Genomic DNA, 12,973 nt, shown 5'->3' with positions numbered 1-12,973 from the left:
TTTCAATTTGCGAAAATTATTGTACCTTATCCAGGAAAATACCCCCCCGGATGTTGCCGCTCTCCTGGGGTCGGACGCTCCGCCGGAGCATGAACAGGCGGTGATTTCCGGCATGGGCGAAGATACACCGGCTCCGGCTGGAAAGGTGATCAATCTGTCAGAGCTCCAGTTTGCCGACAATGGCAAAAAGGACGTACCTGCCCATGCTGCGGAGGGAAAAGCGCCGGAGGCGGATAAGCCGAAAAAGCGCCGGGGCCGTCCCCCGAAAGAGCAGGCTGCGGTGTCTGCGGGGAAAAAGGAGAAAGCGGCGGAGCCCCGCACAGGCCGCCCGTCTAAGGTTGACAAGGCGGCCCGTGAGGAGGCTCCGCCCTCTGTTCGGGACAAAGTGTCCAGAGGTAAGAAAGCCGACAAGGGCAAGGAAACGGGCTCCGGCAGTGCGCCTGCGTCTAAATCCGCTAAGACGGTAAAGCCGGGCAAGGCCGCTCCCGTCAAGGAGGCGGCAGTCCCGCCGCCGGAAATCAAGCTGCCGCCCACGCCAGAAGTCCCGCCCCGCCCGGTGGAAGAGGGAAAAATCGTCTATTTGAAGATGTCGGAGCTCCACCCGTTCCACACGTTCCGGGAACACCCCTACAAGGTGCAGGACGATAAGGCGATGGACGATTTGGTGGGGACGATCAAGGAACACGGCATTATGACCCCCGCCACCGTCCGCCCGGAAAAGGACGGCAAGGGCTATGAGATTATCGCGGGCCACCGCCGCCATCATGGTGGTGCGCGGGCCGGGCTGGAGGAAATGCCCTGTATTGTCCGGGAGATGACTGATCTTGAAGCCGTCCGGGAAATGCGGAACAGCAACAAACAGCGCGGTGATCCCCTCCCCAGCGAGCTGGCAAAGCTCCTGGATTTGGAGGTGGAGGCCATCAAACGCCAGGGGGCCCGCCCGAAAACGGAGAAAGAGGCCGAGGCCCTGGGTAAGCTCTCGGTGGAGATTGTGGGTAAGGAGCACGACATGAACTATAAAAAGGTCATGCGGTATATCCGGCTCAATTCCCTGGTGCCGGAGCTTCTGGACAAGGTGGACACAAAGCAGATGGGCTTTATGCCTGCGGTGGAGATCTCGTATATCAGGCCGGAAAACCAGCGGCTGATTGCCGTTTCCATTGATGGTGAGGTTTCCTCCCCCTCGGTGGCCCAGGCAAAGCGGCTCCACGAGCTGGACAAGGAGGGCAAGCTCAACGGCGATGTGATCGACGGTATTTTGAGTGAAGAAAAAAAGGAGGATCGCGGTGTGATTATTTCGACTGCTGAACTGTCTAAGTATTTCGGCAAGGAGGTCACTCCTGCCAAAATGAAAGAACAGATTATGACTTTGCTGGACGAGTGGAAAGAGAAACAGCCGCCCGAACTGGCGAAGCCGGACAAAAAAAGGATTTGGAGAAGTAACCCGGCCCCGCTTCTGGACACTTTGTCCAGAGGTAAGCGCCCCGCGCCTGGGATGGGCTCTGTGGTGATATATCCCCCGTCGCCGTCTGTTTTCCTGCACAGCCGGGAGTGAGCCGTCAAGGGTGCAGCGCACCGCCGCTTTGCGGCGGCCTGCCCTTGACGGTCTGCCCCGGCCGTGCTATTTCCAGCGGCGCGGCGGGGGTATATCCTCCAGAGCCGCCCCCTTTCCCTGGATAGGGAAAGGGCGGGGGGATAGGGTCGAACTACCTATTATAAATATCGGGGGTGTTGAAGATGAAACGATCCCTTGCTTATATTACCGCCGCATGGCGCGGCGATCCTGCGGTGGACATGGAGCAGGCGGCGCATTACTGCCGCGTGGTCTATGATGCGGGCTATTCCCCCATCTGCCCCATGCTCTATCTGCCGCTGTTCCTCAATGATGCGGTGCCGGAGGAGCACAAGAACGGCATTGACATGGGCCGTGACCTGCTCCGGCGTTCCCGTGTGCTGGTGGTGTGCGGCCATACGATCACCGAGTCCATGAAAAATGATATTGCCGTGGCCCAGCGGCTGGGGATCACCGCCACCACCCTTGAGGGCATCCTGACCGTCAAGGGCCAGGGCCGCCGCTGATATGGCGTCCCTGTTTGAAGCCTACATCACGAACCTGGGAAAATACAACGAGGGCGAGCTGGTTGGAGAAGCGCTGAAATTCCCCACCACCACGGAGGAGGTGCAAGGGCTGCTGAAACGCATCGGCGTGGATGGGGTGCGCTATGAGGAGTTTTTTATAACCAGTTTTGACGGTGATGTGCTGGGGCTTTATGACTACCTGACGGAATATGAAAATCTGGACGAGCTCAACCACCTGGCCTGTCTACTCTCCGAGCTGGATCAGGGCGATCTGGAGAAATTTGAGGCCGTCATTGACAGCGGTGAATATACGTCCAGCGTGGCCGATCTCATCAATCTGGCGCAAAACCTGGATTGCTACGAGTTTTATCCTGGTGTCGAGGACGATGAAACCCTGGGCCGCATCTATGTGGAGGACATGGAGGCCATTGACGTGCCGGAGCACCTGCTGAATTATTTTGACTATGAGGCATACGGGCGGGATATTCGGCTTGAAGAGGATGGCCACTTTGCCCCTGGAGGCTATGTGCTGAACAACGGTGGTCAATTCATCGAGCACTATCACGGGATCGAGGATATTCCCGCCGAGCACAAAGTCTTTGCCTTTCCGCAGCTCACGGTGCGGGAGCAGATGGCGGCCTACAAAGAAATTATTGACGGTTCCTCCCTGGAGGGCTATCGGAAGATTGCCGCAAAGGAACACGAGGAACGATAACGGCACTTCTGGACGTTTTGTCCAGAGGTGCTTTTTTCATGGAAAGGAGGGATACGGCTGATTGACGAGGACGTTTCCAGACGTACCATAGCAGTTTCGATCAAGGCGACAAAGCTCACAGGTCGGGTGCTGGCCCAGGCGTGTCTGGCGGTGGGCCGGAAAATCAAGAAAGCGCACCGGGCCCGCCAGACACCCCACGGCAAACAGACGGTGCGCCAGCTCATGGGCCACGGGGCCGCCACGAACAGCATCGAGGTGGAGTCCCCAAAGGACTTTGACCGGGTGGCCCGCCGCTGGAATGTGGACTATGCCTTTTATAAGACCGGGCCGGACAAGTACCTGCTGTTTTTCAAAAGCGGGCAGGCCGATGCCATCACCGCTTGTTTTTCGGAATATTCCCGGCGCGTGATGAAGCGTTCCAAGTCCCGGCGCGTCCCGGTCCGGGAACAGCTCAAACGGGCCGCCGCTGAACTGGCCCGCCAGCCGTCCCACAAGAAAGAACGTGCAAGGGAGGCGGTGCATGAGGACAGATAGCATCAAGAAATATGTGATACCCAACTGGCCGCTGGCGCGGATTTCGCCCATAAGCTCATGGGGCTGGGGCAGACTATCGGCCCGGCCTTTGCCGACTTTGCGCCGGGGCTGCATCCCTTTGACTGGCTCATCGGCATTGTGGGCGCGGTGGGCTTCCGCCTGCTGATCTATATGAAAAGCAAGAACGCAAAGAAATTTAGGCGGGATGAGGAGTACGGGTCGGCCCGCTGGGGCACCGAAAAAGACATCAAGCCCTTTGTCGATCCGAAGTTTGAGAACAACGTCATTTTGACAAAGACGGAGTTTCTCACCATGAACACCCGGCCCAAAAATCCGGCCAACGCCCGCAACCTCAACTCTTGTATCATCGGCTCGTCCGGGTCGGGCAAAACCCGCTTCTGGCTCACGCCCCAGCTACTCCAGGCGCACAGCTCCTATGTGTGCGTCGATCCAAAAGGCGGGGTGCTCTCCCAGGTGGGAGCTTTCCTGCAACGCCGGGGATATAAGGTCAAGGTGTTCAACAGCATCGACTTTTCAAAATCCATGCACTACAATCCGCTGTCCTATATCCACAATGAGGCGGACATCCTCAAATTTGTGGACACCCTCATAGCAAATACAAAGGGCGAGGGCAAGGAGGGCGATCCGTTCTGGACGAAGGCAGAAACGCTCCTTTATTGTGCGTTGATTACCTATATCATCTTTGAAGCTCCTGCCGAGGATCGGAACATCAATACCCTGGTGGACATGATTTCCGGCATGGACGTGAAAGAGGATGACGAGTCCTATATGAACGCGGTGGACTATATGTTCAAGGGCTTGGAAAAGCGCAAGCCGGATTGCTTTGCCGTGAAGCAGTACAAGAAATATAAGCTGGCCAGCGGCAAGACCGCGAAAAGTATTTTGATTTCCTGCGGCTCCCGGCTGGCCCCCTTTGACATCCCCCAGCTCCGGGAGATCATGAGCTATGACGAGCTGGAGCTTGACCGCATCGGGGATCGGAAAACGGCGGTTTTCTTCACGATTTCCGACACAACCCCGACTTATAACTTCATTGTGGCCCTGGCCTTTTCGCAGATGTTCAATCTTCTGTGTGAACGGGCGGACAATGTTCACGGGGGCCGCCTGCCCCATCATGTGCGGGTGCTGTGGGACGAGGCGGCGAACACGGGACAGGTGCCCCAGCTCGAAAAAATCTGCGCGGTAATCCGCTCCCGCGAGGTATCGCTGACGCTCTTTTACCAGCAGTTGGCGCAGTGCAAGGCCATTTACGATAAACACGCGGAGACAATTCTCGGAAATATGGACAGCGTGGTATTCCTGGGAGGCCGTGAGGCCAGCACCATCAAGGAAATATCAGAAAACTGGCTGGGAAAGGCCACAATCTCCATGCAGACCGACAGCCGCTCCCGTGGACAGTCGGAAAGCTACAGTCAAAATAACCAGCGGCTGGGCTGGGAGCTGATGACACCCAGCGAGCTGGCTACCATGCCGGGCGATAAGTGTATTTTGCAGCTGCGGGGCTTGCCCCCGTTCTTCTCGCCCAAATACGATTTGAAGCAGCACCCGAACTACAAGTACACGGCTGAGGCCGATAAAAAGAAAAACGCCTTTGACCTGGATAAGCTCATCAACCGCCGCAGGCGGCCTGGGCTTTCCGAGGCTTGTGAGGTGTACGAGGTAGACGTATCCGAAGCGGGGCCCGTAAGCGAGGACGAGGACATTCTCAATTACGACGACGTGGACGATCCGGATGCCTATGTATAAATCACTTCTGGACAAAGTGTCCAGAGGTCGCAACCTGCCGCCCAAACGGGCGGCTTTTTTCATGGCCGGGGAAAACCCGGAGAAATGGAGGCTATATGGAGTTCTTTTCTTCTGCTGTTGATACTTTGCAGACTCTTGTTGTTGCTCTCGGCGCTGGTTTGGGCGTGTGGGGCGTTGTCAATCTGCTGGAGGGTTACGGCTCAGACAATCCTGGCTCCAAAAGCCAGGGCATGAAACAGCTCATGGCGGGCGGCGGCATCATCCTGCTGGGCACCACCCTGATCCCTCTGCTGAGCGGCCTGTTCTAAGGTAACGGCCTATGGATTTTCTCACCGACTGGCTCACAGACTGGCTCAAAGAGCTGTTGATTGGCGGGATCATGGGGAACCTGGAGGGGCTCTTTGATTACGTCAATACCCAAGTCGGAGAGATCGCGGTACAGGTGGGGACTACCCCGGCGGCGTGGAACGCCGGGGTATTTTCCCTCATCCGCCAGCTTTCCGAAACGGTGATCTTGCCGATTGCCGGGCTGGTACTGACCTTTGTTGCCACCTATGAGCTCATTCAGATGCTTTTGGAAAAGAACAATATGCACGGGTTTGACGTGGCGAATATCTACAAATGGATGTTCAAAACGGCTTGTGCCATCTTCATTCTCTCGAATACCTTTGATATTGTGATGGCCGTCTTTGACGTGTCGCAGACGGTGATTGCCCAGGCCGGAGGGCTCATCCAGGGCTCCACGGACATCACACCGGATATGATCACGGAGCTGGAAACTACCCTGGAGGGGATGGATCTAGGGCCGCTTCTCGGCTTGTGGCTCCAGTCCTCCATTATCGGCGTAACCATGTGGGCGCTGGGCATCGTCATCTTTGTCCTGGTCTACGGGAGGATGCTGGAAATCTATTGCGCGTCCAGAAGCGCCGCTTTTCATCCAAAGGCGGTGTGCGGGCATTTTGGGAACCCGGCTTTAGCAAGCCGGTAAAGAAAAGTATCAAAGACGTGAAAAGCGTCACTTTAGCGTCATCCGATTTACCCCGGAGGGAAACCACAAGGGGGACAATAGCGTATCGGAAAAATCGCAAGTTGGGAAAACCATCTACCCACGACTGAGCGGCAAGACGCAACATTGTGAATGAGGAGCAAGGCTAAACTGCTTTAAGGGCAGTCCGAGGCGGGATACTCGACCCGGCGGCGCAGGATGGTTGTATTCGCCGTATGTCATAGCGGAATGTGACAGGTAAACACAGACCGCACGATACTTATGACAGCCAGCCGCAGTAAGCGGAAAAGGACAAAAACCCACTACCGACATCACAATACGCTTTTCCCAAAGTGTCTAACTGGAGATTGCCTAAACCGGAACGCCGGAACTATCCGGCTATGCGTAATGCCGCAAGGCGATAAATTTCAAGGGGTAAAAACCCAAGAAAGATGACGCTGAATATCCGGCATGGCAACGGAGCCTCCGTAGTAGTCCGAGGGCGGGAAAGCCGTCTACATGGCGAAGGGAGGCAGGATGTCAACCAATTCATAAAAAGGAAAGGTGCGTGAGGCATTATGAGAAGTCCTGAAAATGTGTTGGAAAGCCTAAAATCCAAGGCGTGTAACAAGAGCTACAAGTACGAGCGGTTATACCGCAACCTGTACAATCCACAATTCTATCTGCTGGCATATCAGCGGATACAGGCGAAACCAGGCAACATGACAGCCGGAACAGACGGCAAAACCATTGACGGAATGGGAATGGCAAGGATAAACGCCCTCATTGAAAAGATGCGGGATTTTAGTTATCAGCCTAACCCGGCAAGGAGAACGTATATCCCGAAATCCAATGGGAAAATGCGTCCTCTGGGGATACCGTCATTCGACGATAAACTGTTACAGGAGGTGGTGCGGCTCATCTTAGAGAGTATTTATGAGCCAACCTTTAGCGACTATTCCCACGGTTTCCGTATAAACAGAAGCTGTCATACGGCACTCAAATATGTGCAGAAATATTTTACGGGGACAAAGTGGTTCGTTGAGGGAGATATAAAGGGCTGTTTTGACAACGTAGACCATCATGTGCTGATTGCTATTTTGCGAAAGCGGATTGCAGATGAACATTTCATCGGTCTGCTCTGGAAGTTCTTGAAAGCTGGATATATGGAGGATTGGAATTATCACAATACTTATTCCGGCACTCCGCAAGGCTCCATCATCAGCCCTATCCTTGCAAACATCTACATGAACGAACTGGACAGCTATATGGCAGAGTATGCAGAGAAATTCAACTGCGGAAACCGCCGTAAAATCAATCCTGCGTTCAAGAAGAAGCTGGATGTCTGCCGGGGGAAAGAACAAAGGCTTAAAAGAAATCTCTCTAAAATGAGCGAGGAAGAAAAAGAGGGCTTAATTGCAGAAATCCGGGAACTGCGGCGTAGTCTGAAATCTATGCCGTATAGCGACCAGATGGACGATAGCTATAAACGGATTTGCTATATCCGATATGCCGATGATTTCTTAATTGGAGTTATCGGCAGCAAAGAGGACGCAGAACAGATTAAACAAGATGTAGGCTGCTTTATCCGGGACAAACTCCATCTGGAAATGTCCGAGGAAAAGACATTGATTACTCATGGACACGACGCTGCGAAGTTCTTGGGATATGAGGTCACAATCGCCAAAGGCGAACACAACAAAAAGACCAAAACCGGGGCTACCAGACGGGTAAACAATGGAAAAGTCTTACTTTATGTTCCCCATGATAAGTGGGTAAAACGACTGTTCTCCTACAATGCCCTCAAGATTAAATACGACAAACAAAATGGAAACAAAGAGGTTTGGGAACCTGTCCGGCGCACTCGCCTGTTGCACTTGGACGATTTGGAAATCCTAAACCAATACAACGCAGAAATCCGTGGATTGTATAACTACTACCGACTTGCAAACAACGTGTCTGTACTCAATAACTTCTACTATGTAATGAGATACAGTATGCTCAAAACCTTTGCTGGAAAATATCGGACACGAATCAGCAGAATTATCCGCAAGTACCGTCAAGGAAAAGATTTTGTTGTGGAATATCCGAAGAAAAACGGCAAGGTCGGAAAGGTATTGTTTTACAATAATGGGTTCCGCCGGGACACTAAAGTAGAAAGCGGAAATCCTGATATAGTAGCAAGAATTTTTGAGAATTATGGGCGTAATAGTCTTATAAAAAGACTGCAAGCAAACAGGTGTGAGTGGTGTGGCGCAGAGAATGTGCCGCTTGAAATACACCATATACGAAAACTCAAAGATTTAAGTGGCAGAAAACAATGGGAAGTCGCCATGATTGGGCGTAAGCGCAAGACAATGGCACTCTGCGTCTACTGTCACGACAAGTTACACGCGGGGAAATTAGACTGACATCTGGAGAGCCGGATACGCTGAGAGGTGTAAGTCCGGTTCGGAGGGGAGTTCTCGGAAACCTGCCATAGTGATATGGTAAGGCGCCGGGTTCTTACCCTACTGCTCACCAGTTTGGCCCCGATCCCTATGGCGACAATCTCCCACCGGGAGGTGGGCCAGATCGGGCAGAACTATCTGCGCTCCCTCTTTGCCGTGGGCTTCCAGGGGATGCTCATTCTGGTGTGTGTTGCAATCTATGCGGTGCTGATCCAGGGGATTGCCACGGGTGGAGATCCCATCGGGGCAATCTGGGGCACCGTGGGCTATACGGTTTTGCTCTGCTTCATGTTGTTCAAAACCGGGACGATAGCGCGCAGCATCTTTAGCGCGCATTGAGAAAGGAGTGTTATATGCCGAGAAGATATGGGCCCGACGGGACGCGCCTGTGGTATGGGAAAGCGCCGGAGGACTTCACCCAGGCTGACGTTCACCGCTTCATGGCGGAAACGGAGGCCGTTTTTCAAAAGCGGGAATTGCTGGGCGGCAGGGATGACGCAAAGACGATTGCCCAGCAGTTAGCCGAGGGGCGGGCGCAGGCCGCCCGTGAAAACGCCACCCGGCCCGCCCCGGCAAAGGGCAAGGAGGCCAGGGATGACCGATAAGGGCACCTCTGGACAAAGTGTCCAGAAGTCCCCGGAGCTCTCGGAGGGGCTGTTCCTCATGGATGGCATCAAGGGACTGCGCTCCCTGCCCCGTCATTCCGTGGATATGCTCTTAACCGATCCGCCCTACGGCACTACCCGGAACTTTTGGGATGTGCCGTTGCCGCTCCCGGAGCTGTGGGAGGCGGTGAAATGGGCGGTCAAGCCGGACGGCGCGATCCTGTTCTTTGCTCAGTGCCCCTATGACAAGGTGCTGGGGGCATCCAACCTGTCCATGCTCCGCTATGAGTGGGTGTGGTACAAAAGCCGATGCACAGGTTTCCTCAACGCGAGGCGGGCTCCGTTAAAAAAGACGGAGAACATCCTGGTATTCTACCAGAAGCTCCCCCTCTACAATCCGCAGTTTGAACAGGGCAAGCCCTACAAGCGGGGCCTAACAAACAACGGGGACAGCCCAAACTATGGAAAATTCGTCCGTACCACGGGCGGCTCGGAGGACGGCCTGCGCTTTCCGGGGAATGTGCTCACGTTCCCCACCGTCCAGCGCACCGTCCACCCCACGCAGAAGCCGGTGGCCCTGTGTGAGTATTTTATCAAGACCTATACCCGGCCCGGCGAACTGGTGGCGGACATCTGCGCGGGCTCCGGCACAACGGCGGTAACCGCCCTCAACACGGGCCGCCGCTTCCTCTGTTTTGAAACCGTCCCGGCCTACTATGCCGCCGCCAGTGAGCGCATCCGCGTGGCGGGCGCGGCGGTGGAGGCCGGGGAGAAAGGAGTTTGACTATCGGACAGTATTCTGTAATCTACGCCGATCCCCCCTGGCGGTATGCTCAAAAGGGCTTGCAGGGGGCGGCGGAAAAACACTACCCCACAATGGGGATTGACGAGTTATGCACGCTCCCGGTGACAGATCTGGCGGCCCCGAACAGCGTGCTTTTTTTGTGGGCTACGTTCCCGCAGCTCCCGGAGGCCCTGCGGCTCATCAAGGCGTGGGGCTTCACCTACAAGAGCGTTGCTTTCGTTTGGTTGAAGAAAAACCGTAAGTCCGAGGGCTGGTTCTACGGCCTGGGCTTCTGGACGCGGGGCAACGCGGAGGTCTGCCTGCTGGCAACACGGGGACACCCGAAACGGCAGGCGGCAAACGTCCACCAGTTTATCATTTCCCCCATCCAGGAGCACAGCCGCAAGCCGGAGGAGGCCCGTGATAAGATCGTGGCCCTCATGGGCGATGTGCCCAGGGTGGAGCTGTTCGCCCGGCAGTCCCCGCCCGGCTGGGACGTGTGGGGGAACGAGGTGGAAAGCACCATCCCGGACTTCTGGACAAAGTGTCCAGAGGTGGCCGGGCCGGAAAGGAGTGATTAAAAATTCCCTATGTAAATGTCCCCAACGACTTATCCAAAATCAAGACCAAACTTGCCTTTAACCTGACGAAACGCCAGCTTGTGTGTTTCGGGATCGCGGCGGCGGTGGGCATCCCGTCCTATCTGCTGGCCCGGAGCGCCGTCGGCAACACGGGAGCCATGTTCCTGATGATGGCGGTGGCGCTCCCGGCGTTCCTGCTGGCGATGTACGAAAAAGACGGGCTCCCCTTTGAAAAGGTGGTGCGGAACATCCTGCGGGCTCGTTTCCTGCGGCCTGGGGTGAGGCCCTACCAGACGGAAAATATCTATGCCCCGTTTACCCAGCGGGGCGCTGTGAGAAAGGAGGATACGATTGCAAAAAGCAAAAAGCCCAAAGCGCGGCCCCGGAAAGGCCGCTAACCGGAAAGCTGCGTTGTCTGCCCAGCAGACGATTCCTTATCTGGTGATGCACCCGGACGGGGTGTGCCAGCTCCCCGGTGGGCTCTACACGAAGACCGTGGAATATGAGGACATCAATTATTCCGTGGCTTCTACCGAGGATCAGACTGCGATTTTCAGCGGATGGAGCTCGTTTCTCAATTACTTTGACAGCTCCCTGCCGTTCCAGCTCTCCTTTGTCAACCGCCGCTCCCGTTCCCGGAGCAAGTACAAGGTCAATATCCCCCCGGCACAGGATGACTATGACAGCATCCGGGCGGAGTTCACGGGAATGTTAAAAAGCCAGATCGCCAAAAGCAACAACGGCATCGAGCGGTCAAAATACATCACGTTCGGCCTGCCCGCCGAGGGGATCGCGGAGGCCCGCCCCCGCCTGGAACGGGTGGAGGCCGACGTGACAGGCAACCTCAAACGGCTGGGCGTTCCCTCTGTCCCGATGGACGGGCAGGCGCGGCTGGCCCTGCTCCACGGCCAGATGCACCCCGGCAACCGGGAGCCGTTCCGCTTCTCCTGGCAGGACATCCCCAAAACCGGGCTTGGCACAAAGGACTATATCGCGGCGGACAGCTTCGACTTCCGGCAGTCCCGGACGTTCCGCATCGGCCAATACTGGGGCGCGGCGTCCTACTTGCAGATTTTGGCGTCCGAGCTCTCTGACAAGCTCCTGGCGGAGATCCTGGAGCTGGATGCGGAAATGACGGTTACGCTCCATATTCAGACGGTGGATCAGCTCAAGGCCATTAAAACCATCAAGGGCAAGCTCTCCGACATCGGCAAAATGAAGGTGGAGGAACAGCGCAAGGCGGTGCGGGCCGGGTACGATCCCGACATCCTGCCCCCTGACCTGATTACATTCAGCAAGGACGCGGCGGAGCTCCTGGCCGATCTGCAGTCCCGCAACGAGCGAATGTTCCTGCTCACGTTCACGGTCATCAATATCGCCCCCACCCGGCAGCGGTTGGAAAACGATGTGTTTACCGTGGGCGGCATCGCGCAGAAATACAACTGTGCCTTGAAGCGGCTGGACTGGCAGCAGGAGCAGGCGTTTGTGTCCTCTCTGGCCCTGGGCTATAACGAGGTGGAAATCCAGCGGGGCATGACCACCAGCTCCACGGCGATTTTCATTCCCTTTATGACCAGGGAGCTCCGCATGGCCGGGCCGTCCCTCTACTACGGCATGAACGCCCTTTCCCACAACGTCATCATGGCTGACCGCAAAAAACTGAAATCGGCCAACGGGCTCTATCTCGGCTCCACGGGCTCCGGCAAGAGCTTTGCCGCAAAGCGTGAGATCATCAATGTGTTTCTCACTATTCCAAAGGATCGCATTATCATTGTCGATCCGATGGGCGAATATGCCCCGCTGGTGCGGCGGCTGGGCGGCCAGGTGGTGGAGATCGCCCCCGGATCTCCCAGCCATATCAACCCTATGGACATCCAGCTTGACCTGGACGACGACGAAAGCCCGCTTTCCATGAAAGCGGATTTTTTGTTGTCTCTGTGTGAGCTGGTGGTGGGCGGCAAGGACGGCTTGCAGCCCATCGAAAAGACGGTGATTGACCGCTGTGTGCGGCTGATCTACCGGGATATGGCCCTGGGGATCGGGGACGGCAAGCCGCCCTTGCTCCAGGACTTGTACGAGGAGCTTTTGAAGCAGCCGGAGCCGGAGGCCCGCCGTGTGGCAACCGCCCTGGAGCTCTACTGCACCGGCTCCCTTAACCTGTTCAACCACCAGACCAACGTAAAGCTCACGTCCCATATCGTGTGCATCGTTCTAAAAGGGCTGGGAGAAAACCTCCGCAAGATCGCCATGCACGTTACCAACGACTTTATAACTTCGGCGGTCAATGTGAATTTTCACAGCGGCGTTTCTACCTGGTGCTATTTTGATGAGTTCCATATCCTGCTCCGGGACGCGCTCACCGCCAGCTACTTTGTGGCCGTGTGGAAGATGCTGAGAAAGAAAGGCTGTGTCCCTTCAGCCCTGACGCAGAACGTCAAAGTGCGCCCAGATAGGGCGCTGTGCAAAGCAGTCT

11 protein-coding genes and 3 pseudogenes are annotated in these 12,973 nt (G+C 55.8%); all 14 read left to right on the top strand.

Annotation, left to right across the window (positions count from 1 at the left end):
• Positions 1-7 precede the first annotated feature (7 nt).
• Entirely contained in the window at positions 8-1,555 is a 1,548-nt protein-coding gene (locus tag HMPREF0372_RS00930) for a ParB/RepB/Spo0J family partition protein (RefSeq protein ID WP_414016152.1), read from the top strand.
• Positions 1,556-1,737: 182 nt separating this feature from the next.
• Complete coding sequence (locus HMPREF0372_RS00925) at positions 1,738-2,079, top strand: DUF7768 domain-containing protein (RefSeq protein ID WP_007488156.1); 342 nt, start codon at positions 1,738-1,740, stop codon at positions 2,077-2,079.
• A 1-nt stretch (position 2,080) separates the two neighbouring features.
• A complete protein-coding gene (locus HMPREF0372_RS00920; protein ID WP_007488155.1) occupies positions 2,081-2,794 on the top strand; it encodes an antirestriction protein ArdA in 714 nt (237 codons plus the stop codon).
• Positions 2,795-2,821: 27 nt separating this feature from the next.
• Entirely contained in the window at positions 2,822-3,328 is a 507-nt protein-coding gene (locus tag HMPREF0372_RS00915; protein WP_007488154.1) for a PcfB family protein, read from the top strand.
• Positions 3,329-3,349: 21 nt separating this feature from the next.
• A pseudogene (locus HMPREF0372_RS00910) lies at positions 3,350-5,095 on the top strand (VirD4-like conjugal transfer protein, CD1115 family); the annotation flags it as partial.
• A gap of 95 nt (positions 5,096-5,190) precedes the next feature.
• On the top strand, positions 5,191-5,403 hold the full coding sequence (locus HMPREF0372_RS00905; protein ID WP_007488149.1) for a Maff2 family protein: 213 nt from the start codon (positions 5,191-5,193) through the stop codon (positions 5,401-5,403).
• A gap of 11 nt (positions 5,404-5,414) precedes the next feature.
• Positions 5,415-6,005 (top strand): annotated as a pseudogene (locus tag HMPREF0372_RS00900) (VirB6/TrbL-like conjugal transfer protein, CD1112 family); the annotation flags it as partial.
• A 653-nt stretch (positions 6,006-6,658) separates the two neighbouring features.
• Entirely contained in the window at positions 6,659-8,491 is a 1,833-nt protein-coding gene (locus HMPREF0372_RS00895) for a reverse transcriptase/maturase family protein (protein ID WP_007488147.1), read from the top strand.
• 93 nt (positions 8,492-8,584) lie between these two features.
• Positions 8,585-8,869: pseudogene (locus HMPREF0372_RS00890) on the top strand (hypothetical protein); the annotation flags it as partial.
• 14 nt (positions 8,870-8,883) lie between these two features.
• Complete coding sequence (locus HMPREF0372_RS00885) at positions 8,884-9,135, top strand: hypothetical protein (RefSeq protein WP_007488145.1); 252 nt, start codon at positions 8,884-8,886, stop codon at positions 9,133-9,135.
• The gene (locus HMPREF0372_RS00880) at positions 9,125-9,919 is read left to right on the top strand and encodes a DNA-methyltransferase (RefSeq protein WP_007488144.1); all 795 of its coding nucleotides are present in this window, start codon (positions 9,125-9,127) and stop codon (positions 9,917-9,919) included. The genes HMPREF0372_RS00885 and HMPREF0372_RS00880 overlap by 11 nt, the downstream gene beginning before the upstream one ends.
• Positions 9,916-10,500 (top strand): MT-A70 family methyltransferase, encoded by a 585-nt coding sequence (locus HMPREF0372_RS00875; RefSeq protein ID WP_007488143.1) that lies wholly within the window; start codon positions 9,916-9,918, stop codon positions 10,498-10,500. The genes HMPREF0372_RS00880 and HMPREF0372_RS00875 overlap by 4 nt, the downstream gene beginning before the upstream one ends.
• 2 nt (positions 10,501-10,502) lie before the next feature.
• Positions 10,503-10,898: a PrgI family protein gene (locus HMPREF0372_RS00870; RefSeq protein ID WP_039996414.1), complete on the top strand. Its 396-nt coding sequence runs from the start codon at positions 10,503-10,505 to the stop codon at positions 10,896-10,898.
• A gap of 13 nt (positions 10,899-10,911) precedes the next feature.
• Positions 10,912-12,973: VirB4-like conjugal transfer ATPase, CD1110 family (locus HMPREF0372_RS00865; RefSeq protein ID WP_414016151.1), on the top strand; the 2,062-nt coding region annotated here is incomplete at its 3' end.

It is taken from the genome of Flavonifractor plautii ATCC 29863, from assembly GCF_000239295.1.
Taxonomy (GTDB): domain Bacteria; phylum Bacillota; class Clostridia; order Oscillospirales; family Oscillospiraceae; genus Flavonifractor; species Flavonifractor plautii.
This window is presented reverse-complemented; position numbering and strand designations above follow the sequence as displayed.